Origin of the sequence: Arthrobacter sp. YAF16, assembly GCF_052113385.1 — a bacterium.
GTDB lineage: Bacteria > Actinomycetota > Actinomycetes > Actinomycetales > Micrococcaceae > Arthrobacter.
In genome coordinates, this window is sequence record NZ_JBFRDC010000001.1 from 1,094,488 (window position 1) to 1,119,572 (window position 25,085).

20 protein-coding genes and 1 tRNA gene are annotated in these 25,085 nt (G+C 67.1%); 18 read left to right on the top strand and 3 right to left on the bottom strand.

The annotated features are described in order from the left end of the window. Positions 1 to 136 precede the first annotated feature (136 nt). Complete coding sequence (locus AB4Y91_RS05155; RefSeq protein ID WP_441417424.1) at positions 137 to 1,066, top strand: ABC transporter ATP-binding protein; 930 nt, start codon at positions 137 to 139, stop codon at positions 1,064 to 1,066. Continuing rightward, positions 1,063 to 1,944, top strand: a complete 882-nt coding sequence (locus AB4Y91_RS05160; RefSeq protein WP_441417425.1) for an ABC transporter permease — start codon at positions 1,063 to 1,065, stop codon at positions 1,942 to 1,944. The genes AB4Y91_RS05155 and AB4Y91_RS05160 overlap by 4 nt, the downstream gene beginning before the upstream one ends. 150 nt (positions 1,945 to 2,094) lie before the next feature. On the opposite strand, the gene AB4Y91_RS05165 is transcribed toward AB4Y91_RS05160, so the two are convergent. The 3 genes from AB4Y91_RS05165 to AB4Y91_RS05175 form a co-directional block, all read right to left on the bottom strand. Further along, a tRNA-Lys gene (locus tag AB4Y91_RS05165) sits at positions 2,095 to 2,167 on the bottom strand. Positions 2,168 to 2,285: 118 nt separating this feature from the next. Beyond that, entirely contained in the window at positions 2,286 to 3,440 is a 1,155-nt protein-coding gene (locus AB4Y91_RS05170) for a PQQ-dependent sugar dehydrogenase (protein WP_441417426.1), read from the bottom strand. Positions 3,441 to 3,442: 2 nt separating this feature from the next. After that, positions 3,443 to 4,360, bottom strand: coding sequence for a sunset domain-containing protein (locus AB4Y91_RS05175; protein ID WP_441417427.1), 918 nt, complete (start codon positions 4,358 to 4,360; stop codon positions 3,443 to 3,445). A 105-nt stretch (positions 4,361 to 4,465) separates the two neighbouring features. Here AB4Y91_RS05175 and AB4Y91_RS05180 point away from each other — a divergent pair, with 105 nt between their 5' ends. The 16 genes from AB4Y91_RS05180 to AB4Y91_RS05255 all read left to right on the top strand — a co-directional run bounded on the left by AB4Y91_RS05180 (position 4,466) and on the right by AB4Y91_RS05255 (position 24,989). Continuing rightward, positions 4,466 to 5,404 carry a LysR family transcriptional regulator gene (locus AB4Y91_RS05180; RefSeq protein ID WP_441417428.1) on the top strand — a complete coding sequence of 313 codons (939 nt, stop codon included), beginning with the start codon at positions 4,466 to 4,468 and terminating at the stop codon, positions 5,402 to 5,404. Positions 5,405 to 5,532: 128 nt separating this feature from the next. Continuing rightward, the gene (gene ilvD / locus AB4Y91_RS05185; RefSeq protein WP_441417429.1) at positions 5,533 to 7,254 is read left to right on the top strand and encodes a dihydroxy-acid dehydratase; all 1,722 of its coding nucleotides are present in this window, start codon (positions 5,533 to 5,535) and stop codon (positions 7,252 to 7,254) included. Positions 7,255 to 7,606: 352 nt separating this feature from the next. Beyond that, positions 7,607 to 9,505: an acetolactate synthase large subunit gene (locus tag AB4Y91_RS05190; RefSeq protein WP_441417430.1), complete on the top strand. Its 1,899-nt coding sequence runs from the start codon at positions 7,607 to 7,609 to the stop codon at positions 9,503 to 9,505. A 2-nt stretch (positions 9,506 to 9,507) separates the two neighbouring features. Beyond that, entirely contained in the window at positions 9,508 to 10,020 is a 513-nt protein-coding gene (gene ilvN / locus AB4Y91_RS05195; protein ID WP_138768975.1) for an acetolactate synthase small subunit, read from the top strand. A gap of 86 nt (positions 10,021 to 10,106) precedes the next feature. Continuing rightward, entirely contained in the window at positions 10,107 to 11,132 is a 1,026-nt protein-coding gene (gene ilvC / locus AB4Y91_RS05200) for a ketol-acid reductoisomerase (protein WP_441417431.1), read from the top strand. 137 nt (positions 11,133 to 11,269) lie between these two features. Further along, positions 11,270 to 12,865 (top strand): phosphoglycerate dehydrogenase, encoded by a 1,596-nt coding sequence (gene serA / locus AB4Y91_RS05205; RefSeq protein ID WP_441417432.1) that lies wholly within the window; start codon positions 11,270 to 11,272, stop codon positions 12,863 to 12,865. A gap of 202 nt (positions 12,866 to 13,067) precedes the next feature. Continuing rightward, complete coding sequence (locus AB4Y91_RS05210; protein ID WP_441417433.1) at positions 13,068 to 15,857, top strand: ABC transporter permease; 2,790 nt, start codon at positions 13,068 to 13,070, stop codon at positions 15,855 to 15,857. Continuing rightward, positions 15,854 to 16,621, top strand: a complete 768-nt coding sequence (locus tag AB4Y91_RS05215; protein ID WP_346960862.1) for an ABC transporter ATP-binding protein — start codon at positions 15,854 to 15,856, stop codon at positions 16,619 to 16,621. The genes AB4Y91_RS05210 and AB4Y91_RS05215 overlap by 4 nt, the downstream gene beginning before the upstream one ends. Positions 16,622 to 16,630: 9 nt before the next feature. Continuing rightward, entirely contained in the window at positions 16,631 to 18,190 is a 1,560-nt protein-coding gene (gene metG, locus AB4Y91_RS05220; RefSeq protein ID WP_441417434.1) for a methionine--tRNA ligase, read from the top strand. A gap of 354 nt (positions 18,191 to 18,544) precedes the next feature. Beyond that, on the top strand, positions 18,545 to 19,669 hold the full coding sequence (locus AB4Y91_RS05225) for a hypothetical protein (protein WP_441417435.1): 1,125 nt from the start codon (positions 18,545 to 18,547) through the stop codon (positions 19,667 to 19,669). An 81-nt stretch (positions 19,670 to 19,750) separates the two neighbouring features. Further along, positions 19,751 to 20,506, top strand: a complete 756-nt coding sequence (locus AB4Y91_RS05230) for a class F sortase (RefSeq protein WP_441417436.1) — start codon at positions 19,751 to 19,753, stop codon at positions 20,504 to 20,506. A gap of 72 nt (positions 20,507 to 20,578) precedes the next feature. Continuing rightward, positions 20,579 to 21,631 (top strand): 3-isopropylmalate dehydrogenase, encoded by a 1,053-nt coding sequence (locus AB4Y91_RS05235; protein ID WP_441417437.1) that lies wholly within the window; start codon positions 20,579 to 20,581, stop codon positions 21,629 to 21,631. Between the two features lie 95 nt (positions 21,632 to 21,726). Further along, positions 21,727 to 22,839 carry a branched-chain amino acid aminotransferase gene (locus tag AB4Y91_RS05240; protein ID WP_441417438.1) on the top strand — a complete coding sequence of 371 codons (1,113 nt, stop codon included), beginning with the start codon at positions 21,727 to 21,729 and terminating at the stop codon, positions 22,837 to 22,839. Between the two features lie 132 nt (positions 22,840 to 22,971). Further along, the gene (locus tag AB4Y91_RS05245; RefSeq protein WP_441417439.1) at positions 22,972 to 23,346 is read left to right on the top strand and encodes a DUF1304 family protein; all 375 of its coding nucleotides are present in this window, start codon (positions 22,972 to 22,974) and stop codon (positions 23,344 to 23,346) included. Between the two features lie 25 nt (positions 23,347 to 23,371). Continuing rightward, the gene (locus tag AB4Y91_RS05250) at positions 23,372 to 24,166 is read left to right on the top strand and encodes an MBL fold metallo-hydrolase (RefSeq protein ID WP_441417440.1); all 795 of its coding nucleotides are present in this window, start codon (positions 23,372 to 23,374) and stop codon (positions 24,164 to 24,166) included. Between the two features lie 46 nt (positions 24,167 to 24,212). After that, entirely contained in the window at positions 24,213 to 24,989 is a 777-nt protein-coding gene (locus AB4Y91_RS05255; protein WP_441417441.1) for a fumarylacetoacetate hydrolase family protein, read from the top strand. Positions 24,990 to 25,085: the final 96 nt, after the last annotated feature.

Sequence of the window (25,085 nt, forward strand, 5' to 3'; positions counted from 1 at the left end):
AAGAAATGCAGAAAACGGCGCCTGAATCCCGCGCAGGCGGCACCCCCGCATGTTTACTGGTAGCGGGGGCGGTGAGTTGTGTGCTGGCTCCGAACGGAACGTCAGCCGCCAGACTCGCCGAGAAGAAAGCTGGACCATGATCGAGGCATTCGGCCTTACCAAGACCTACGGGAAGCGCACCGCCGTTGACGGCGTCACGTTCACCGTCCGGCCAGGGCAGGTGACCGGCTTCCTGGGCCCGAACGGGGCCGGCAAGACCACCACCATGCGCATGATCCTGGGACTGGACCGGCCCACCGCGGGGCGGGTGCTGGTGAACGGACGGCCGTATGCCGGGCACGCGGCGCCGCTGCACGAAGTCGGTGCCCTCCTGGATGCCAAGTCTGTTCACCCGGCCCGCAGCGCTTTCAAACACCTGTCCGTTCTGGCAGCCACACACGGCATAAGCCGCAGCCGCGTCGAGGAAATCATGGCGATGACCGGGATCTCGGAGACGGCCCGCAAGCGCGTCAAAGGGTTCTCGCTCGGCATGGGCCAGCGCCTCGGCATTGCTGCCGCACTGCTGGGGGATCCCCGGACGGTCATCTTCGACGAGCCTGTCAACGGACTCGATCCGGAAGGCGTCCAGTGGGTCCGCAACCTGGCCAAAGGCCTCGCCGCCGAGGGCCGGACGGTCTTCCTTTCCTCGCACCTGATGAGCGAGATGGCGCAGACTGCCGACCACCTGATCGTCATCGGACGGGGCCGGATCATCGCGGACGCGCCCGTAGCCGAGATCCTTGCCCAGGGGCAGGACAGGGCGCTGGTGCGCAGCGACCAATCAACCCGGTTGCAGGCGGGGCTGGCAGCCAGCGGGATCCTCTTTCGCGAACTTGAACCGGGCCTCCTGGAAGTCTCCGGTGCCGAACCGCGGAAGATCGCCTGGATAGCGCGGGAATGCGATGCACTGATTCACGAGTTGACCCCGGTCCGGGCGACGCTCGAAGAGGCCTTCATGGAACTGACCCGCGACGACGTCGAATACCGCTCCGCCGCATTGGCCGGGGCCGGAGAGGGAAACCGATGAGCACCACAGTAACCTCGAGCAACGGTGCCACTGCCGTCCCTCGCCGGGACAGCGGGACCAGGCTCACCTTCCTCCGGGCCGTGCACGCCGAGTGGATCAAGCTGACCTCGCTGCGTTCCAGCTACGTCATCCTCGCCGTCGCGCTGCTCGGCATGGTCGGGGTCGGCATGCTCAAAGCGTTCTCGGTGGCAGACATGGCTGCCTCGTTCGCCGTCTACGGCGGGCCCGCTGGAGCTGAGCGGGAGGGCATCCTGAAGGAATTCAGCATATTTGCCCGCGAGGTCCCCGCAACCGGGATCATGGTCGCCCAGTTCCTGATCGCCTCCTTGGCCGTCATCCAGATCGGCTCCGAATACAGCACCGGCATGATCACCACGACGCTCACCGCCGTGCCACGCCGGATGACCGCCGTGCTGTCGAAAACGCTCGTCATCGCCGCAACCGCCTTCGCCACCGGCATCCTCGGAGCTCTCATCTCGTACGCTGTGGCCCAGCCGATACTGCAGCCGCAGGGTCTGGGCTACGCACTTACCGCCGACGGTGTGGTCCGGAGCATTCTCAACGCCGCCGTCTTCCTGGCTCTGATCGCCGTCCTGGGCCTTGGCATTGGTGCCATGCTGCGCAACAGCGCCGGCGGCCTTGTCGCCACGCTGGGCATCCTCATGATTCTTCCGGTCATCGTTGCCATCTTGTCGGGCCTGGGGGACGCCTTCCAGGACGTCGGCTTGTTCCTGCCCGCGTCCGCCGGGGGCGACATGGTCGCCATCCGGACCTCGCCCGAGCGGCTAACCCCGGTCCAGGGCGGCCTTGTTGTGCTTGCCTGGACGGCAGCCGCAGTGGGCGGCGGACTCGCGTCGGTGAAGTACCGCGATGCCTGACAGCAACGTCTGACAGCAACGCCTGACCGGGTCGCCGCCGGCGTCGCATGTGTGTACGCTCCCGGCGGCCCTGGATCCAGGGCCGCCGATCCATGCAAAACAAAAAACCCCGTCTTTCCGGTCAGACCGAAAAGACGGGGTTTTGGCTTGTGCACCCCCCGGGACTCGAACCCGGAACCCATTGATTAAGAGTCAATTGCTCTGCCAGTTGAGCTAGAGGTGCAGCTGTTGTTTTCGTTCGCCCCGGGCTTTTTATTTCCCGCGGTGTTCTCCGCAACGACATGAAACTCTACACGAGTTTTAGTGCAGTGTGAAATCGAGCGGCCGACGGGGCTCCCCGGCTAGTTGGATAGCCCCAAAACCAGCACAAAATCAGGGTTTTGGCCGTTGCTGAGCGCCCAGAGGCGTCCGTCCGGGGCGAGCGAAACGTCGCGGATCCGACCATATTTGCCTGTGAAATAGGCCACAGGATCGCCGGCAAATTCACCGCGCAGCGGTACCGCCCAAAGCCGCTGGCCACGCAGGGCGCCGAGGTAGGCCGTGTCGCCAACGATTTCGAGCCCGCTGGGCGAGGAATCCGCCGTCGAGGGCCACACCACTTTGGCGTCAAGGAACCCTTCGCGGTGCGGGGCTCCCGTCACCTCGGGCCAGCCGTAGTTGCCGCCGGGGACGATCAGGTTCAGTTCGTCGTCTCTGTCCGGACCGAATTCGCTCGCCCACAGCCGGCCCGCGCTGTCCCAGTCGAGCCCTTGGACGTTCCGGTGCCCGAGGCTGTAGACGGGGTTCGAGCCGAAGGGGTTGCCGGGAGCGGGTCTCCCGTCCGGGGTGAGGCGCAGGATCTTGCCGCCGAGGGCGTTGCGGTCCTGGGGTTGGTCGCGGCGCTGGGAGTCGCCGGTTCCGACGTAGAGGTACCCGTCGGGGCCGAACCGGATGCGGCCTCCGTTGTGTGTGGAGGCCTTGGGAATTCCAGTGAAGATGGTTTCGGGGGCGCCCAGATCCGGGAGGCCGTTCCCAGCGAGCCGGAAGCGGGCGATCCGGTTGTCCGGCCCGGCCGTGAAATACGCGTATAGATACCGGCCGGCCGCAAGCTGAGGAGAAAGGGCCAGCCCCAGCAGTCCGCCCTCGCCGCCGGGGATGACGCCGGGCACTTTGCCGACCGTCGCTGCGGGACCGCCGCCTGGCGGCACGGACTTTAGCAGCGCGCTGTCCCGTTCCGAGATAAGGGCAGTGCCGTCCGGCAGGAAGACCACAGACCAGGGCAGCGTCAGCCCGGCGTCGATGCGGCCGGCAACTCTCAGGACGCCCGCAGCCGGCTCGCTGCTGGCGGGTGGGCTGCTGGCAGCCGGCTCGCTGCTGGCGGGCGGGCTGCTGGCGGGCGGCGGGGGAGCGGGTGGACTGCCGGTGCAGCCGGCCGCGGCCAGGGACGCAGCCAGTACCGCCACCGCCGCTGCCCGCGCCGCTGCCCGCGCCGCTCGCCGCGGCGACCGCCGCTGCATTGCTACAGCCGGGAGCGGCGGGGCGGCCGGAAGCCCGCTGCTTCCGCATGGGCGGCGGAAAGGAACCAGACTTCTGCCCGGGTCTCCTCGTAGGAGGGGCTGGTCTCGTCGTGGTAGATCATCGAGGAGGCGTTGCCCTTGACGGTGAAGCCCTCCGGGCCGCTTCCATCCGCGGCCGGCGCGGCAGATCCCTCGCCGTACGGCTGCTCAACGGCCAGATGCCCGGAGGGCGCCGCGGTGTGGCTGGCTGAGCCTTCGGTGAGTGCGGCCGATGATGCTGCCTGCGCCGTCTCCAGTTCCGCAGCCTCGGCCGCGGCGGACTCCGCGCCGGGGAGGGTGGGGGCGTGTGGCTCGGTGTATTCGGCGTGGTGCACGGGGGTGTGTGCTTCCGGCGCTTCGGCGTGGGCGCCGTGGGCCAGGTGTTCGCCGTGGCCCCCGTGCGGAAGGTCGTGGTGCGTGGCGGCATGTGCCTCGGCCGGCGGCGTCTCCGACCACTGGGTCTCCCACTCGGAGCCGCCCGCTGCGGTGCCGCCCGTTGCGGTGCTGGCCGTTGCAGCGACGCCCGCTGCGGTGCCGCCCTCGGCGGGCGCGTCCTCCTTGGGAGCTCCCTCGGCTGTGGTGCTCCCCGCCTGTGCACCCGCCGCGTCGTCGTCGGCGGTGGTTGGCGGCTGCGGCTCGGCGTTGCCAAATCCGGCGGAGGAAGGCATCCCCGTGGTCGCGGCCGCGGCGGCCGACGCGGCGGCGGTCCCGCCGGACAGGGCGCCGTCGTGGCTTGCCCGGTCCCCGGCAGCCCTCGACGAGGCTCCGGACCCGGTGGGCGTCGGGGTTCCAGCGCCACTGCGGGCATTGTTGCGGTTCAGCTGCCACCACACGACGCCGACAATCACCACGATGACGATGAGCCAGATAATCCAATCCATAGCCGAATCCTTCTGTCCAGGCGGCAAGGTTGCCGCTGTTTGACGTTACGTCCGGCCCGACGCGGCTGTCCAGCGTTCCGGACCGGCCCCGTGTAGCCTCGCATCATGGACTTCAAGCGACTGCGGATTCTTCGCGAGCTGGCGGACCGCGGCACCGTGGGGGCCACCGCCGAGGCCATGCGGGTAACGCCTTCCGCAGTCTCACAACAGCTCAAGACCCTGCAGGACGAACTCGGTGTAGTGCTTGTGGAGAAGTCCGGCAGGGGAGTGCGGCTGACTGAGGCAGGGCTGGCCATGGCCGGCGCCGCTGCGGAGGTCTCCACGGCCATGGCCCGCGCCGAGGCAACCATAGACACCTACCGCCTCGGCTGGCAGACGCACATCAAGGCGGCGTTCTTTCCGAGTGCCGCGGAAATGTTCCTGCCGGGACTGTTGCACCGCGTGAAGGAGATCGACGGACTGCGCTTCGAGGCGCATTTCGAGGACCCCGGCGTCGCCGGCTTCGCCGCGCTGGCCGCGGACTACGACATTGTCCTGGCCCACAGCGTGGACGGACCCGAGGTCTTCGCCCGCCAGGGCCTCCAGGTGATCCCCCTGATAGAGGAACCGCTGGACGTGGCGGTGCCGGCGGACCACGAACTGGCCGGCAAGGCGACGCTCAGCGCCGAGGACGTCGTCGGGTTCCCCTGGATGGGCGTGCCCGACGGTTTCCCCTTTGATACCGTCCTGCGGCAAATCGAGATGCAGGCCGATTCCCCGGCCCTGCGGGCGCAGCTCTTCCCGGACCTGCGGGTGCTGGAGGCGCTGGTCAGTGCCGGGCACGGGCTGAGCCTCCTGCCGCGCTACACCGCCCTGAAGAACCAGGGGCGAGGCTTTGTGCTCCGCCCGCTCCGCGGCGTCAAGGCCAGCCGAAGCATCGTGGCCCTGGCTCGTCCCGAGGCCGCCGCCCGGACCACCATCCAGCAGGTACTTATGCTGCTGAAGGCGGAGGCCCAGGCGGTCGCCGAAGCCCCCGAGCTGCGTGACGCGGCTCACAGCATCTGAGCCGAACGAGCCGCGGAGTCCAAGGGGTGAGACAACCGTCCACTATTTGGGCGAAATATTCCCGGTTTTACGCTTAATGAGCCAGTCCGGCTCGTTGCTGCCGACGGCGGAGCCCTAGACTTTGAGCCATGAGTGAGGACAGCCAAACAGCGACAGAGACCAAGCCGGACATCAAGCCCCGCAGCCGGGTCGTTACCGACGGAATCCACGCCGCGCCCGCGCGCGGCATGTTCCGGGCGGTCGGCATGGGCGACGACGACTTCGCAAAGCCCCAGGTGGGCGTGGCGAGTTCGTGGAACGAAATCACTCCCTGCAACCTTTCTCTGAACCGGCTCGCCCAGGGCGCCAAGGAAGGCGTCTTCGCTGGCGGCGGGTTCCCGATGCAGTTCGGCACCATCTCCGTCTCCGACGGCATCTCCATGGGCCATGAGGGCATGCACTTCTCCTTGGTGTCCCGCGAAGTCATTGCGGACTCGGTCGAGACCGTCATGCAGGCCGAACGGATCGACGGCTCGGTACTGCTGGCCGGCTGCGACAAGTCCCTGCCGGGCATGCTGATGGCGGCCGCCCGCCTGGACCTGTCCAGCGTCTTCCTGTACGCAGGCTCGATCATGCCCGGCTGGGTCAAGCTCGAAGACGGCTCCGAGAAGGAAGTCACGCTGATTGACGCCTTCGAGGCTGTGGGCGCCTGCGCCGCGGGCAAGATGAGCCGCGAGGACCTCGACCGCATCGAAAGGGCCATCTGCCCGGGCGAAGGCGCCTGTGGCGGCATGTACACCGCCAACACCATGGCCTGCATCGGCGAGGCCCTGGGCATGTCTCTTCCGGGTTCCGCCGCCCCGCCCTCGGCCGACCGCCGCCGCGACGTCTTCGCGCACAAGTCCGGCGAGGCCGTCGTCAACCTGTTGCGCCTTGGCATCACCGCCCGCGACATCATGACCAAGAAGGCGTTCGAGAACGCGATCGCCGTGACCATGGCCTTCGGCGGCTCCACAAACGCGGTGCTGCACCTGCTGGCCATCGCCCGCGAGGCCGAGGTCGAGCTGAGCCTTGAGGACTTCAACCGGATCGGCGACAGGATCCCGCACCTGGGCGACCTCAAGCCCTTTGGCCGCTACGTGATGACCGACGTCGACAAGATCGGCGGCGTCCCGGTCATCATGAAGGCCCTGCTCGACGCCGGCCTGCTGCACGGCGACTGCCTCACCGTGACCGGCAAGACCGTCGCCGAGAACCTCGCCTCGATCAACCCGCCGGACCCGGACGGCAAGGTGCTCCGCGCCATGGACAACCCGATCCACAAGACCGGCGGCATCACCATCCTGCACGGTTCGATGGCTCCGGAAGGCGCCGTCGTGAAGAGCGCCGGCTTCGACGCCGACGTCTTCGAAGGCACCGCCCGCGTTTTCGAGCGCGAACAGGGCGCCCTGGACGCACTGGACAAGGGCCAGATCAAGGCCGGCGACGTCGTCGTGATCCGCTACGAGGGCCCCAAGGGCGGCCCGGGCATGCGCGAGATGCTCGCCATCACGGGCGCGATCAAGGGCGCAGGCCTCGGCAAGGATGTCCTGCTGCTCACGGACGGCCGCTTCTCCGGCGGAACCACGGGCCTGTGCATCGGCCACGTCGCACCGGAAGCGGTCGACGGCGGCCCCATCGCCTTCGTCAAGGACGGCGACCGGATCCGGGTGGACATCGGGGCCCGGACGTTCGACCTCCTGGTGGACGACGCCGAGCTCGAAGCGCGCAAGGTGGGCTGGGAGCCGCTGCCGGCCAAGTTCACCAAGGGCGTGCTTGCCAAGTACGCCAAGCTCGTCCACAGCGCCTCCACGGGCGCCTACTGCGGGTAATACCTGCCCAACTGGCTCGCATTAGTTGTCGTTATGGGGCCCCATAACGACAACTAATGCGAGCTACTTGGGAGAGGCGTTCAAAAAGTGGACAATGGAGTCCACATCGTGAGACAGGGGCTTGGCTCGTTGACACCTGTCTTGCTCAGAGGGAAAACTGAACTCATGATCGAGATCGTTACCGCTGGCGTCACTTCAGGTGTCTCCGTCGTACTTACCAAGCGCGTGGCTCCATAGCCCGACTGGTAACGAACCGTCACGCGCAAACCCCTCGAAGAGCCGCCAAGGCTGAGGGGTTTTTTTATTACCCGTAGTTCCACGATCACAGTAGATCCACCAAAGGAAGAGTCCGATGAGCAAAGGATCGCCGATCAGCCCCTCGCTGATGGCCACGAAGTCCGCTGGAGCCCACAAGGCTCCGGAACGCATCGAACGCCCGGCAGACGCCGGCGTCGAGCATGCTGCTGCCTCTCCCGTCCTTGGGCCGAACAACGTCGTACCCCCGACGGTGATGACCGGCTCGCAAGCAATCGTCCGCTCGCTCGAAGAACTCGGCGTCCAGGACATTTTCGGTTTGCCCGGTGGCGCGATCCTGCCCACCTATGACCCCTTGATGGCCTCCAAAATGAACCACATTCTGGTCCGTCACGAACAGGGAGCCGGCCACGCCGCGCAAGGCTATGCCATGGTCACCGGGCGGGTTGGCGTCTGCATCGCCACCTCGGGCCCCGGTGCCACCAACCTCGTTACCGCCATCATGGACGCCCACATGGACTCCGTGCCGATGGTGGCCATCACCGGGCAGGTCTCCAGCGGAGTCATCGGCACCGATGCCTTTCAGGAGGCGGACATCGTCGGCATCACCATGCCGATCACCAAGCACTCCTTCCTGGTGACCGACCCCAACGACATCCCGCACGTGATGGCCGAGGCGTTCCACCTCGCCTCGACCGGCCGTCCCGGCCCCGTCCTCGTGGACGTGGCCAAGGACGCCCAGCAGGGCCAGATGACCTTCTCCTGGCCGCCCAAGATCGACCTGCCCGGCTACCGGCCGGTGGTCCGCGGCCACAGCAAGCAGGTCCGTGAAGCGGCCAGGCTGATCGCGGCCGCCAAAAAGCCGGTGCTGTACGTCGGCGGCGGCGTGGTCAAGGCCCACGCGTCCGCGGAACTGCGGGAACTCGCCGAACTCTCCGGCGCCCCGGTGGTTACGACGCTGATGGCCAGAGGCGTCTTCCCGGACTCACACCCGCAGCACGTCGGCATGCCAGGCATGCACGGCACGGTGTCCGCCGTGACCGCGCTGCAGCAATCCGATCTGCTGATCACGCTCGGTGCGCGCTTCGATGACCGGGTCACCGGCATCCTGAAGTCCTTCGCCCCGAACGCCAAGGTCATCCACGCGGACATCGACCCGGCGGAGATCTCCAAGAACCGCACCGCCGACGTGCCGATCGTGGGCTCAGTCAAGGAGATCATCCCGGAGCTCAGTGATGCCCTGCGCCTCCAGTTCGAAGCCTCCGGCACCCCGGACCTCGGCAACTGGTGGGCCTTCCTGAACAACCTCAAGGAGACCTACCCGCTCGGCTGGACCGAACCCGAGGACGGCCTCAGCGCACCGCAGCGCGTGATCGAGCGGATCGGTGCCCTCACCGGCCCCGAGGGCGTCTATGTCGCCGGCGTCGGCCAGCACCAGATGTGGGCCTCGCAGTTCATCAAGTACGAACGCCCGCACGCCTGGCTGAACTCCGGCGGCGCCGGCACCATGGGCTACGCCGTGCCGGCCGCGATGGGCGCCAAGGTGGGGGAGCCGGACCGCGTGGTCTGGGCGATCGACGGCGACGGCTGCTTCCAGATGACCAACCAGGAACTCGCCACCTGCGCCATCAACAAGATCCCGATCAAGGTGGCGGTCATCAACAACTCCTCGCTGGGCATGGTGCGCCAGTGGCAGACCCTCTTTTACGAGGGCCGCTACTCCAACACCGACCTGAACACCGGCCATGACACCGTCCGGATCCCGGACTTCGTCAAGCTGGCGGACGCCTACGGCTGCGCCTCCTTCCGCTGCGAACGGGACGAGGACATCGACGCCACCATCCAGAAGGCACTGGCAATCAATGACCGCCCGGTCGTGATCGACTTCGTCGTCAGCCCCAACTCCATGGTGTGGCCGATGGTTCCCGCCGGAGTCAGCAACGACCAGATCCAGGTTGCCCGCAACATGACCCCGGACTGGGAAGAAGAGGACTGAACATGACCCGCCACACACTCTCCGTTCTGGTCGAAGACAAACCCGGTGTGCTGACCCGCGTCGCCAGCCTCTTCGCCCGGCGCGCCTTCAACATCAACTCCCTGGCCGTCGGCCCGACCGAGGTTCCGGGCATCTCCCGGATGACGGTCGTCGTCGACGCCGACGGCGAGCTGATCGAACAGGTCACCAAGCAGCTGAACAAGCTGATCAACGTGATCAAGATCGTCGAGCTCACCCCCGAATCTTCCGTACAGCGCGACCACATCCTGGTCAAGGTACGTGCGGATGCCGCAACCCGGCTGCAGGTAACCCAGGCAGCCGACTTGTTCCGTGCCTCAGTGGTCGACGTCTCCACAGAGTCGGTGGTCATTGAGGCGACGGGCCACCCCGACAAGCTCACCGCACTGCTTTCGGTGCTGGAGCCCTTCGGCGTCCGCGAAATCGTGCAGTCCGGCACCCTGGCCGTCGGCCGAGGGTCCCGTTCCATGAGCGACCGGGCCCTGCGCTCCGCCTAGGCGGCCGTGCCAAGCCTGCAGCAACACAGCAATACCCTGAATTTCCCCAGACAACACCAAAGAATCCATTCAAAGGAGACACCCCAGTGACTGAAATGTTCTACGACGACGACGCCGACCTGTCGATCATCCAGGGCCGCACCGTCGCCGTTATCGGTTACGGCTCCCAGGGCCACGCCCACGCCCTTAGCCTGCGCGATTCCGGTGTTGACGTCCGCGTCGGCCTGAAGGAAGACTCCAAGTCCCGCGCCAAGGCCGAGGCCGAGGGCCTGCGCGTTCTCAACGTCGCCGACGCCGTCGCCGAAGCAGACCTCATCATGATCCTCACCCCGGACCAGGTCCAGCGCCACGTCTACGCCGAGGACATCGCCCCGAACCTGCAGGCCGGCGACGCCCTGTTCTTCGGACACGGCTTCAACATCCGCTACGGCTACATCAAGCCGCCGGCCGACGTCGACGTCGCCCTCGTCGCACCCAAGGGACCGGGCCACATCGTGCGCCGCGAGTTCGAAGCCGGCCGCGGCGTGCCGGACCTGATCGCCGTCGAGCAGAACGCGTCCGGCAAGGCCAAGGAACTGGCCCTGTCCTACGCCAAGGCGATCGGCGGCACCCGCGCCGGCGTCATCGAGACCACCTTCACCGAAGAGACCGAAACCGATCTCTTCGGCGAGCAGGCTGTGCTCTGCGGCGGCGCCTCGCAGCTGATCATGTACGGCTTCGAGACCCTCACCGAGGCCGGCTACAAGCCCGAGGTTGCCTACTTCGAGGTGCTGCACGAGCTCAAGCTGATCGTCGACCTGATGGTCGAGGGCGGCATCGCCAAGCAGCGCTGGAGCGTCTCTGACACCGCGGAATACGGCGACTACGTCTCCGGCCCGCGCGTTATCACCCCCGAGGTGAAGGAAAACATGAAGGCCGTCCTCAAGGACATCCAGGACGGCACCTTCGCCAAGCGCTTCATCGACGACCAGGACGCCGGAGCCCCCGAGTTCAAGGCCCTGCGCAAGAAGGGTGAAGACCACCCGATCGAGGCCACCGGCCGCGAACTGCGCAAGCTGTTCTCCTGGATCAAGAACGAAGACGACTACACCGAAGGATCAGTGGCCCGCTAAGGCAACTGGCCGGCAGGGGAGCCGGACACCCGCACCGGGGTCCGGCTCCCCTGCGTTCAGCACCACCCGCAACATCTGCACCACCGACGTTTCACCAAAATCCCCACCTGAATACAAGAGAGCTAAAGAGGTCACCGGTGACAAGCACCAAACCTGTCGTACTCCTCGCTGAGGAACTTTCGCCCGCCACAGTCGAGGCCCTCGGCCCGGACTTTGAAATCCGCCAGACCGACGGAGCCGACCGTTCCCAGCTGCTCTCCGCGATCGCCGACGTCGACGCGATCCTGATCCGCTCCGCCACCCAGGTGGACGCCGAGGCCATCGCCGCCGCGAAGAACCTCAAGGTGATCGCCCGCGCCGGCGTGGGCCTGGACAACGTCGACATCAAGGCCGCCACCCAGGCCGGCGTCATGGTGGTCAACGCCCCGACGTCGAACATCGTCTCTGCCGCCGAACTCACCGTCGGCCACATCCTCAGCCTCGCCCGCCACATCCCGCAGGCCTCCGCCGCGCTCAAGGACGGCGAGTGGAAGCGCTCCAAGTACACCGGCACGGAGCTCTTCGAGAAGAAGATTGGCATCATCGGCCTCGGCCGGATCGGCGCCCTCGTCGCGGCCCGCCTGAAGGGCTTCGACACCAAGATCCTCGCGTACGACCCCTACATCACCTCCGCCCGCGCCGCCCAGCTCGGCGTGCAGCTGGTGACCCTGGACGAGCTCCTGGCCCAGTCGGACTTCATCACCATCCACATGCCCAAGACGCCCGAGACCGTCGGCATGCTCGGCGCGGAGGCCTTCAAGAAGATGAAGAGCAGCGCGTACGTCGTCAACGTCGCCCGCGGCGGCCTGGTGGATGAGGAAGCCCTGTACGCGGCACTGGAGTCCGGCGAGATCGCCGGCGCCGGCGTCGACGTGTTCGTCAAGGAGCCCAGCACCGACCTGCCGTTCTTCAAGCTCGACAACGTCGTGGTGACCCCGCACCTGGGCGCGTCCACCGACGAGGCCCAGGAAAAGGCAGGCGTCTCCGTTGCCAAGTCCGTCCGCCAGGCCCTCGCCGGCGAATTGGTGCCAGACGCCGTGAACGTAGCCGGCGGCGTCATTGCCCCGGACGTGCGCCCCGGGATCCCGCTGATCGAGAAGCTGGGCCGGATCTTCACCGCAATGACCCACGCTTCGCTGACCCAGTTCGACGTGGAGGTGGCCGGCGAAATCTCCTCGCTGGACGTCAAGGTCCTCGAACTCGCGGCCCTCAAGGGCATCTTCGCCGACGTCGTGACCGAACAGGTCTCGTACGTCAACGCGCCCGTGATCGCCGAGCAGCGGGGGATCAACGTCCGGCTCATCACCACCCCGGACACGGAGTCCTACCGCAACGTCCTGACCCTGCGGGGGGCCCTGAGCGACGGCAGCCAGATCTCGGTGGCCGGCACGCTGACCGGGCCCAAGCAGATCCAGAAGCTCGTCGGAATCAACGGTTTCGAGGTCGAAATCCCGATCAGCGAACACCTCGTGGTGGTGGCTTATTCGGACCGTCCGGGCGTGATCGGCACGATCGGGCACATCCTCGGCATGAACAACATCAACATCGCCGGCATGCAGGTGGCGCGGCAGGCGGAGGGCGGCCAGGTGCTTGCGCTCCTGACCATCGACAGCTCCGTGCCGCAGCAGGTGCTGGAAGCGATCAAGGCCGGAATCGGCGCCGATATGGTCCGCGAGGTCGACCTCGAGGACTAGGTCCCCAGCGTGGGCGCCTGCGGCGGCAACACCGTCGCAGGCGGCCACGAATGAGCGGCCGGTCTGCGTACAATGGCTAGGTCCGAATTTCGGATTTGGCCGGCAGACCGGCCTTTACTTTTGCACACCCGGCCGGGGACGCCTTCATTTCCGCGCGGAATGAACAGCGGTGTGCGCACGCAATCCAGCTTTCAGGAGCCCAATGAACGCCGTCCAGAGGTTCATCAGAAGCAGAGTGCTTTTGCTGACCGCGTCCATTTTGATCGTGGCCATGTGCCTGTCCGTGCTGGTGCAGGGCCAGTCGCAGGCCGCGCTGAACCGCACCGTTGACCAGAACTCCCGGGGGCTCTACGACGTCCTCGTCCAGGCCAAGGCCGACGACAACGGCGGGCTCATGCAGCCCGAAATCGCCACCGGCCAGGGCGGCATCAGCTTCGAACAGCTGGACTCCATCCGCAAGCTTTCCGGCACCTCGGTCGCGGCTCCGATCAGCCTCGTTTCCCGGGTCTCGCAGAACCTCGAAACCCCGCGCCTCGACGCTACCGACTACCTCGGCTACAACGCCGGACTGGCCGGCACCGCCGGTGACCCCAGCGCCACCGATCCGTCCAAGTGGCCCGCCGCCGAGTCTGTCCTGAGCGACACGGCCAAGAAATACCGCCTCACCGCCAGTGCCGTGAAGTCGGACGGCACGTCCGATCAGACCCTGTTCAAGACGACCGCCGAGGGCTCCCTCGGCAAGGCCAAGCTCATCGAAGAGGAAGTGGCCGGCGGCAAGAACGTCCGGATCGCGGGCCCGGAAGGCGAGACCGGAATCAAGTTCCCCGCCCCGGCCGGCGGCTCGGAGCACAACCTGTTCAACCTCTCGGTTTCGCTGCCGCTGGCCCCGCAGGTGACCGAGTCCGTCGTCGCCGTCGATCCGGTCTCGGAGCGCGCGCTCCTGGGCGGCTCCGGCGACTTCCTCGCGCCGCTGGAGAAGGCGCCCCCGGCCGACGCCCGCAATGCCGGCGCGATCGGCCGCCACTTCGAAAGCCTCTTCACCAGCGGCATCAGCATGGAACAGCTCAAGGAAGGCCCCGACTTCCTTGGCGTCAAGCTGAAGTACTGGGCCCCGCTGATGACGCAGTACCAGCAGGCCAAGCGCGCCGGTCAGCTGACCGACGATTCGCAGGCGATTCCGCTGATCGTCCGGTCCGGCACCTCCCTTGACCTCAAGTACTCCGTCAAGATCGAGGAAATCGACGACGCCGGCAACGTCACCAAGGACGTCGGCACCGTGACCCGCTCACTGGACAAGGACTACCTTCCCTTCGTCTCCAAGTCCCCGTTCGCCCTGGAGTGGCCCGGATCCAAGGACCTCTCCAAGCTGCTCGGCGACACCGGCAGCTTCGGCCAGGGCCTCTACAACCCCGCGACCTGGAGCACCGACTTCGCCGCCGCGCCCAAGTACAAGGACGGAAAGACGGCCGGCAACGGCGCCGTCGACAAGTCCGCGGTCCCGGGCGACTGGGTCACCGTCAACCGGCTGCCGGAGAAGGGCGCCAACGACGCCCCGGTGGACCAGACGCAGCGCACCCCGGTCGACGAGCGCTCCTACCGCGAAAACCTTGCGACCGGGAAGAAGCCCGCCACCCCGCTGGCCATGGTCTACGGCACCTTCGATCCAGCCAAGGTCCAGGAAGCGGCCGGCGACGTCAACCGGCTTCCGCTCGGCGGCTATGACCCGACCCCGTTCACCCTGACCAAGGACGCCGACGGCAAGGACGTCGAAAAGACCGCCCTCAAGCCTTCACTCAGCGGTACCGGCCTGGTCAGCCAGTCGGCCGGCGCCATCACCGACTACTACGGCCTGGCCGCGGCCCGCGGCTACGAGAAGAACGCCTCCGTGATCGACGCCGTGCGCGTCCGTGCCAAGGTCGACGGCAGCTGGAAGCAGGCCCAGCCCGAGGTCGAGAAGCTTGCCAGCGAGATCCGCGACATGGGCCTGCAGGCGACCGTGGTTGCAGGCTCGGCCCGCGAGGACGCCAGCATCTTCGTGCCCGGCTACTCCAAGGACGACGCCGGCAAGGAGTCGCCGCTGGGCACCGTGCAGCAGTCCTGGGTTCGCCAGGACGCCGCCGACGCGGTCTCCGGCTCGCTGACCGGCACCAACCTCACCCTGCTCTTCCTGACCCTGTGCGGGGCCGCCCTGCTCACCGGCGCCTCCACCGTCAGCTATGTCCGCAAGCGCCGCCGCGAGGCCGGAACGCTCCGGGCCATGGGCTGGACGCAACGCAAGATCCGGTCCTGGGTGCTCGCCGAGTTCGGCGTCGGCGCGGCACTGCTGGCCGTCGCCGGGATCGCCCTGAGCCTGCTCAGCTGGAACCCTGCCACCGCGGTCGTCTCCGCTTCGGTCCTGGTCCTCTACTGCGGCGCCGCCTACTTCGCGGCGCAGCAGCTGCGGCACCGGGAGGTCATCGACCAGGAACCGCAGCACGATGAACGGCTCATCCCCGTCGATTCGCCGCTGACCTTCGCCAGCCGGCAGCTGAGCACCAACAAGTTCAACACCGGCTCCCTCGCCGTCGCCGTCGGCGTCTTCGGTGCCGCGGTGGGCGGACTCGCCGCGCTGCTGATCGACATTCCGCGTGCCGCGGGCGCCAGCGCCCTCAGCGGACTGGCCGCGGCCAGTATCGCGATGCCGAGCATCATCCTGGGCGTGTCCGGCGTCGCCGTGGGCCTGCTGTTGACCATGGTCACCGGACGCTTCGAACTGGGGGCCAAGCGCCAGTATCTCGGGATCCTGCAGGCGATGGGCTGGAACCCGGACATGCTGGGCCAGGTCCGCTTCTTCGAAAATGCCATGGTGGGAGCCATCGCCGTGCCGCTGGGTGTCCTTGGCGCCCTGGGCATTGGCTTGCTCCTCGCCCCCTATGCCGCACTCTGGGCCGGAATCGCCGGACTCGTGGCTGTACTTTGCTGGATTCCGATTGCAACGAAAGTGGTCCAATGACTAACGAGCTGAACCTGACCAGGGCGGCCCGGAACCGGATGCCGGAGAGCACCGGGAACGGCGGCCACCAGACCCGCGCCAACACGATCGTGAAGGCCACGGACCACGCCACACCGCTGGAACTGAGCAACATCACCATCCACTACGGCGGCGGCAAGGGCGGCGCGGAGGCGGTCAACGTCGTCGACGACTTCAACATGACGCTGCACGCCGGCGAAATGCACTGTGTCGCCGGCCGCTCCGGCTCGGGCAAGACCAGCATCCTGACCGTCGGCGCGGGCCTGACCCTGCCGACGTCGGGCCGGGTGTTCTGGGAAGGCGACTCGCTCGAAACCATGGGCGACGACGAAATCGCCGACCGCCGCCGTGCGCTGATCGGGTACGTCGACCAGGGCGGCGCCCTGATTGACGGCATGAGCGCGCTGGAGAACGTGCTGCTTCCGGCCGTCCCCGACGGCGAAGTGGAACAGCGCCGCGACATGGCCAAGGACCTCCTGGACCTCGTCGGCCTGGGCCGGCGCATGCGCCACCGTCCCGCCCAGCTCTCCGGCGGCGAACGCCAGCGCGTCGCAATCGCCCGGGCCTTGATCCTCGGCACCCGCGTGCTGGTGGTCGACGAGCCCACCGCGAGCCTGGACCGCACCTCGGCCAACCGCATCATCAGCATCCTCAAGGACACGACGTCGGACGGCATCGCCGTCCTGGTCGCTTCACACGACCACGAACTTGTCCGCCAGAGCGATACCCTGACCGAACTGATCTAGGTTAATAACGTGACGCCTTCCGAAAAAACCCCGTTCTACATCACCACGGCCATCAGCTACCCCAACGGCGTGCCGCACATCGGCCACGCCTACGAGGTCATCGCCACCGACGCGATGGCGCGGTTCAAGCGGCTGGACGGCTATGACGTGTTCTTCATGACCGGCACCGACGAGCACGGCCTGAAGATGCAGCAGACGGCGGAAAAGGAAGGCATCCCGGTCAAGGAGCTTGCCGACCGCAACTCGGCCGCGTTCCGCCAGATGAGCGATGATCTGGGCATCTCGCTCAGCCGCTTCATCCGTACCACGGACCCGGACCACTACGAGGCGGCCAAGGCGCTCTGGCAGCGGATGGAAGCCAACGGAGACATCTACCTCTCCAAGTACGCCGGCTGGTACTCGGTCCGCGACGAGCGCTACTTCGTCGAGGACGAGACCGAGGTCCGTGAAGACGGCCTCCGCTACGCCTCCGAAACCGGCACCGAGGTGACCTGGACCGAGGAGGAGAGCTACTTCTTCAAGCTCTCGGCCTATCAGGACAGGCTGCTGGCCCTCTACGCGGACCACCCGGACTTCGGCGCCCCGCACAGCCGCTTCAACGAGGTCATCAGTTTCGTCAAGGGCGGCCTCGAGGACCTCTCGATCAGCCGGACGTCCTTCAAATGGGGTGTGCCGGTGCCGGGCAACCCGGACCACGTCATGTACGTCTGGGTCGACGCGCTGACCAATTACCTGACCGGCGTCGGCTTCCCGGACACGGGTTCGGAGAGCTTCCGGAAGTACTGGCCCGCCGACGTCCACGTGATCGGCAAGGACATCTCCCGGTTCCACGCTGTGTACTGGCCGGCATTCCTGATGTCCGCCGGGCTGGAACTGCCCAAGCGTGTGATGATCCATGGCCACCTGCACAACCAGGGCATCAAGATGTCCAAGTCGCTGGGCAACGTGGTGGCGCCGGCTGACTGGGTGGCGCAGTACGGACTGGACCAGGTCCGCTTCTTCCTGCTCCGAGAGGTGCCGTTCGGCGCTGACGGCAACTACAGCCACGACGCGATTGTCGGTCGGATGAACTCGGACCTGGCGAACAACTTCGGCAACCTGGCGCAGCGTTCCCTGTCCATGGTGGCGAAGAACTGCGAGGGCCGCGTCCCGGTCCCGGCCGGCTTCAGCGCAGAGGACGCCGCACTGCTGGGCCAGGCCATGGGCCTGCTGGGCATCGCCCGCGCAGCGTTCGAGAAGCAGGAATTCAGCCGCGCGCTCGAAGCCATCTGGAACGTGCTCGGCGACACCAATGCCTACTTCGCCGAGCAGGCTCCGTGGGTGCTTCGGAAGACCGACGTCGAACGCATGAACACCGTTCTGTACGTCACCCTCGAAGTGTTGCGGATCGTCGCCATCCTCGCCCAGCCGGTCATGCCGACGGCGGCCGCGGCCATCCTTGACAGCCTGGGCCAGTCCGAAGGGGAAGCCCGCGACTTCGCTGCCCTGGAGACCCCGATCGAGGCCGGGACGCCGTTGCCCGCCCCGGCCCCGGTGTTTCCCAAGTACGAGGAGCCCGCAGAGGCGTAGCCCCAGCTGATCCCCCGCACCACCCCGCGAGGTGACAGTTCACGGCAGTGTTCGCCCGGAACACCGCCGTGAACTGTCACCTCGCTTTCTTGCGCCCAAGTAGTTTCCCTTTCGTAACGGGTGCTCCGGGAGTGAAAGCGGGCAGAGATTACTCGGGACTCTCCGAGTTGCCCCGGCATACGGTTACGGCGTTAGCGGTCTGATGAAGCCCTTGGGGGAGTAACTCATCACTCACCCTCAATGTTCCAGACCGGGACTCGCACACCCGGTCGCCGATGTTGCTCCGCTGGGTGCCGTCAGGTCGAAAGTCGACTCGTGATGGAGCAACCAAAAATGAGACGAACTATCGCAACAATGGGGATTTTAGGTCTGGCACTGCTGGGTTCAGCGGGCACGGCCAACGCCGCTGCTGTCGGCGGCGGTGACACCGGGAGCGGGGAAGTGACATCCTCGCCCGGCACGGGCGGCCCTGGCCAGGCGCCTGGCGCCGGCCAGCCCGACAACCCGGGCGCACCGGACATCGCGGGGGCACCGGACATCGCGGGGGCGCCGGATGCGCTGCCGGGTCCGGTGACCATCCCGCCCGTGGCCTCGGGTACGCCGGACAACTCGGAGAAGCCGGACCCCCTGCCGGGGCCCGTGACGATCCCGCCAGTGGCCGATCCGCCGGCCAACGGCGGGACTCCAGAGACTCCGACCGTTCCGGTGACCAACCCGCCGGCAAACGGCGGAACGCCAGACAATTCGCACCAGCCGGGTGACAAGCCGGACGGCTCGCACCAGCCGGGTGACAAGCCGGGTGACAAGCCGGACGGCTCGCACAAGCCGGGTGACAAGCCGGGTGACAAGCCGGACGGCTCGCACAAGCCGGGCGACAAGGGCGACCATGGCGAGCACGGCGACCACGGCGACAAGGGCGACCATGGCGACCACGCAAACTGGCCCGGCAAGGACGATAAGTGCGAGCCGGGTGACCGTGGCGACAAGGGAAACCACGCCGGCTGGCCGGGCAGGTGGGATAGGGGCGACCATGGCGACACGGCCGACCGCGCCGACTGGCAGAACAAGTGGGACAAGGGCGACCGCGGTGACAAGAGCGACCATGGAGACAGGGGAGACCGCGCCGACTGGCCGAACAAGTGGGACAAGGGCGACAAGGGTCATCACCACGGCGATGACTGCGACTGGCCGGGCAAGTGGGACAAGGACGAGTGTGAGGATCCGCCGGCACACGAGCCCAAGAACCCGCCGGCTGTGAAGCCCGCAGCGCCGCCCGCAGCGAAGCCTGTGGCACCGCCGACCGGCGCGGCCCAGGGTGCTCCCGTGGTCAACATGGGCTTCAACGTCCAGACGGCGGTGGCCGGCACTCCCAGTGCCGGAATTCCGCTTTGGCTCTCCGTGCTGACCGGACTCCTGACAGCGGGGGCCGCAACGGCCCTGCTCCGGGGCATGGTCCGGAGCGGTAACGCCAACAGCTAAGGAAAGATGCGGGCCGGTTGCCGTTGTGCAGCCGGCCCGCACAGCTACTGCCCTCGAGCAAGCACTGCACCAGGAGCTCTCATGGCCCTTCGCCGTAATGCCGATCATTCCGTCGAGACGGCACCGCGTGGACTGCTGCTGGGTGGCCGGGACAAACTGGTGCTGTTCGCCTGCATCGTTGGGCTGCTGGCGGCGTGGCTGGTCTACGCGGCCTTCGGTCTCAATGCCGGAGGTAGCGGCGCCGCCGGGCCCGCAGCGGGACCCATTCCTACGGCCACCGCAGCAGCGCAAAGCCCGGTTCCGTCCGCCCCTGGACCCACCTCGTCTGCTCCACAAAAAGCAGCCCCCAAGGCGGCCGTCCGACGCACCGCCCCGCCGGTGCCGGGCCCGGCTGCGGCCGCTCCTCAGCGCATTTCCTATCCCGCAGCACGGATGGACGTCGTGATTCATCCCCTGCAGCCAAGCCAGAGTGAAGCTGCAAGCCAGAGCATCGTTCCTCCCGAAACCATGGACGGCTACTGGCTCACCCCCTTCGGCGTGCCAGGTGTCGGGTCGACAAACACCACCTACGTCGTCGGCCACAGCTGGCAGGGCGTCGACGCGCCTTTCAACCACCTGAGCACCATGGCCGCACCCGGCGACAAATTGACTGTACAGACGGCCACCGGCGTCATCACCTACAAGGTGGATTCCGTGACCACCTACCTCAAGTCGGGCCTGAAGGACAGCCCCATCTGGTCCGTCGTCCCCAATCGACTGGTGCTGATTTCCTGCTATACCGGGGACCTCTGGGGAAAGAACGTGACCGTGGTCGCGTCCCCGGTTGCGGCCGGCTGAGGATCCCCCGCCGCCCTTCCGAATATTGAGACAATTTGACCAGCATGTGGATGCCTTGGCTACCCTGAAAACATGAGCGCATCCACGATTGATCTCGCAGTCATCCCCGGCGACGGCATCGGCCCGGAAGTTACCGCCGAGGCGCTAAAGGTCCTGGAGAAGGCCGCCGCCGCCGAAGGCATCGACCTGAAGCAGACCCACTACAAGCTCGGCGCCCAGCACTGGCTGGAGACGGGGGAGACGCTGCCGGCAGAAACCCTCGCCGACCTCCGTACCCGGGACGCCATTCTCTTTGGCGCGGTGGGAGCCGCCCCCGGCGACACCCGGATCCCCTCCGGGATCATCGAACGCGAACTGCTGCTCAAGCTGCGCTTTAGCCTGGACCACTTCGTGAATCTGCGCCCCTCCCGGCTGTACGCAGGCGTCGGCAGCCCGCTCGCGAACCCGGGCAACATCGACTTCATCGTGGTCCGTGAAGGCACCGAGGGGCCGTACGTCGGCAACGGCGGGACGCTGCGGGCCGGCACCCCGCACGAGGTGGCCACCGAAGTCTCGCTGAACACCGCCCACGGTGTGGAGCGTGTGGTCCGGGATGCCTTCCGCCGCGCCAACGAGCGCCCGCGCAAGAAGCTGACCCTGGTGCACAAGCACAACGTCCTGGTCTTCGCCGGGCACCTCTGGAAGCGGACCGTGGAAGCAGTGGCGCAGGAATTCCCCGAGGTCAGCCACGATTACCTGCACGTGGATGCTGCCACGATCTTCATGGTCACCGACCCGGCGCGCTTCGACGTCATCGTCACGGACAACCTCTTCGGTGACATCCTCACCGACCTTGCCGCCGCTATCACCGGCGGCATCGGCCTCGCAGCCTCGGGCAACATCAACATGGACCGCACCGCGCCGTCCATGTTCGAGCCGGTCCACGGATCGGCGCCGGACATTGCCGGCCAGCAGAAGGCCGACCCCAGCGCGGCCATCCTGTCCGCAGCGCTGTTGCTGGACCACCTGGGCTACGCAACTGCGGCACGGAAGATCGAGGCGGCCGTGGCCGCCGACGTCGAAAGCCGGGACGGCAGTTACCGGAGCACCGCCGCCATCGGCGACGCGATCGCCGCCGCCCTCTGACACCCGGGCGTAAGCTTGTTGCGAATCACCAAAATGCTGCCGTGGTCCGAGGATGAACCGCGTTCATACACCAGGCAGCCGACCGTGGAGGAACCATGACCCAGACTGCCCATGGCGTCGAATTCAGCCAGCGGCTCTCGGCAACCCCGAAGTCCGCTGAAGAGCGTGCAGCCATCCTGGCCAACCCGGGATTCGGCGACCATTTCACCGACCACACCGCGATCGTCGACTACAGCGTCGACGCCGAGGGCAAAGGCGGCTGGCACGATCCGCGGATCGAACCCTACGGTCCCATCATGCTTGATCCTTCCGCAGCGGTCCTTCACTACGGCCAGGAGATCTTCGAAGGGCTCAAGGCCTACCGCCACGCCGACGGCTCCATCTGGACGTTCCGGCCCGAAGCAAACGCCGCGCGCCTGAACAAGTCTGCGCGCCGGCTCGCCCTCCCGGAGCTTCCGGAGGAATACTTCCTTACCGCCATCCGCGAGCTCGTGTCCGTGGACCGGGAATGGGTCCCTTCCGGCGACGGCGAGGCCCTCTACCTGCGCCCCTTCATGATCGCTACCGAGGCCTTCCTGGGCGTCCGGGCTGCCCGCGAAGTGTCGTTCCGCGTCATCGCCTCTCCGGCCGGCAACTACTTCGGCGGCGAACTGAAGCCGGTTTCCATCTGGATCTCCCGCGAATACGCCCGTGCCGGCCGCGGCGGCACCGGCGCCGCCAAGTGCGGCGGCAACTATGCAGCCTCCCTCATTGCGCAGCAGGAAGCCGAGGCGCACGGCTGCAAGCAGGTCCTGTTCCTGGACCAGTTCAACGACAACGCCGTCGAGGAACTCGGCGGAATGAACGTCTTCTTCGTGATGAAGGACGGCTCGCTGGTGACCCCCGCGCTGTCCGGGACCATCCTGGAGGGCGTCACCCGCTCCTCCGTGATGCAGGTCGCCCGGGACATGGGCCGCGAGGTCACCGAGCGCAAGATCACCCTGGATGAGTGGCGCGACGGCGTCGCCTCCGGCGAGATCACCGAGGTCTTCGCCTGCGGCACCGCAGCCGTCATCACCCCGATCGGCGTGCTCAAGGACGATACCGAGTTCATCGGCTCCGAGGACGCCAAGGCCGGCGAGACCACCATGGCCATCCGCCAGCAGCTGCTCGGCATCCAGACCGGGACCGTGGAGGACACGCACGGCTGGCTGACCCGCCTGGCGTAGCCCGCAGCAACAAGTACGACGGCGGTCCGCACCTTCGGGTGCGGGCCGCCGCAGTTTGCGGCCGCCAGCCAACACACCCTTAAGGTCCGGAAGTCCCTGTTTTCCTGCCGGCCGCAGCGCCACACTGGAGCCATGACTGGGCTGATACAGGTTCTGGGCATCGTTTTCGGGATCGTCCTGATCGCCGTCGGCATCCTGGAGTCGTTTTTCTTCCGTGAACAGCGGTTCTACCGGCTCTTCCTGATCGAACCGGAAGACGTCGCGGCGGTGCGGATGTGGACCTTCAACCTCGGCTTCTACAACATGATCTGGGGCGTGGGCGCGATTATCGGTGCGCTCATGCTGACCGGTGCGGAGCCGGCGGCCGGCCGAACCCTCCTGTTATTCACCGCCGTCGGCCACGTCCTGCTGGGCATCATTCTGGTCCTGTCCGAGCGCCGGCTCTGGGCCAGCGCCCTCGCCGAGGCCCTTCTGCCCGCCGTCATTGTCGTCCTGCTGCTCCTTTGAGCGTCCCCGGTGGGAAGATGGAAGAGTGATTCCCGATGATGCCCGCGCCCTGGTCCGCAGCACCGAGCTGACGCGGTTCCGCCTTGCCCCGAACCCGGGTCCGATGAGCCTGCACGGCACCAACTCCTACGTCGTGGCCGCCCCCGGCTCGGCCGGCGTCGTGGTGGTGGATCCGGGACCCCTCGACGAAGACCACCTGCGCGAACTGACCCAGTACGGCGCCGTCGAACTGATCCTCATTACGCACCGCCACGCCGACCACACCGCGGCCGCGGCACGCTTCGCCGAACTCACCGGAGCCCCCGTCCGCGCCGCAGACCCCGCACACTGCCACGGGGGAGAGCCGCTTCGGGAGGGCGAGGTGCTGCATGCCGCCGGGGTGGAAATCCGTGTGCTGGCGACACCTGGCCACACCTCCGACTCGGTTTGCTTCCACCTGCCCCAGGACGGAGCCCACGGCGCCGTCCTCACCGGGGACACGATCTTAGGCGTCGGCACCACCGTCCTGGATTACCCCGACGGCAAGCTGGGGGACTACCTCGAGTCCCTGGACCGGCTGGAAAGCCTGGGTCCGGCCACCGTCCTGCCCGCCCACGGCCCCATGCTTCCGGCGCTGGACAGCATCGTCCGCGCCTACCGGGACCACCGGCAGGACCGCTTGGCCCAGATCCGCGCCGCCCTCGCCGGGCTCGGAGCGGAGGCGGGCGTCGAAGAAGTGGCCGACGCCGTCTACGCCGCCGTCGACCCGGCTGTCCGGCCCGCGGCGGAACTGTCCGTCGCCGCCCAACTCGATTACCTGCGCTCACGTGGCCCCTCCTGAATCGCGCAGCCCGGGGCTTGCCGCCTGAGACGGTACGCTAGGAACCATGCGTATCGCCCGGTTTGTAGTCGATTCTGATCCCATGTACGGCATTGTTGAGGGCCAGCCCGGCAGTGAGGAAGTCACTGTCATCAATGGTGACCCCTTCTTCCACGGTGTGGAGCGGACCGCCGTCAAGCACAAGCTGGAGGACGTCCGCCTCCTCGCCCCGATCATCCCGCGCAGCAAGGTCATCGGCGTCGGGCGCAACTTTGTGGAACACGCCCGCGAGCTCGGCAACGAGGTGCCGGCGCAGCCGCTGCTCTTCCTCAAGCCCAACACCTCGGTGATCGGGCCCAACGATCCAATCATCCTGCCGGAGTTCTCCGAGGAGGTCTCCTTCGAAGCCGAGCTCTGCGTCGTGATCGGCCGGATCTGCAAGGACGTCCCGGAGGAGCGCGTCGACGACGTCGTCTTCGGCTACACCTGCGGCAACGACCTCACCGCCCGGGACGTCCAGAAGACCGACCTGCAGTGGGCACGGGCGAAGGGCTTTGACACCTCGGCGCCGCTGGGGCCGTGGATCGAGACCGAACTGGACACCGAGGACCTGCAGATCCAGGGCCGGCTTAACGGCGAGCTCCGCCAGGACGGCAGCACCAGCCAGATGATCCGCGGCGTCCGCGAACTCGTTTCCATCGTCTCGCAGGCCTTCACCCTGCTCCCCGGCGACGTCATCATGACCGGCACCCCGGCCGGCGTCGGCCTGGTCAAGGCAGGAGACCGGTTCGAGGTCGAGATCGAGGGCATCGGCCGCCTCTCCAACCCGGTGGTCCGCCGCTAACCGCCCAGCGCGGAACAAAACCGCGCCGATTTCGGACAGCCGCACCGTGGACCCACGGTGCGGCTGTCCGTTTCCGCAGCGGAATCCGACGGCGGG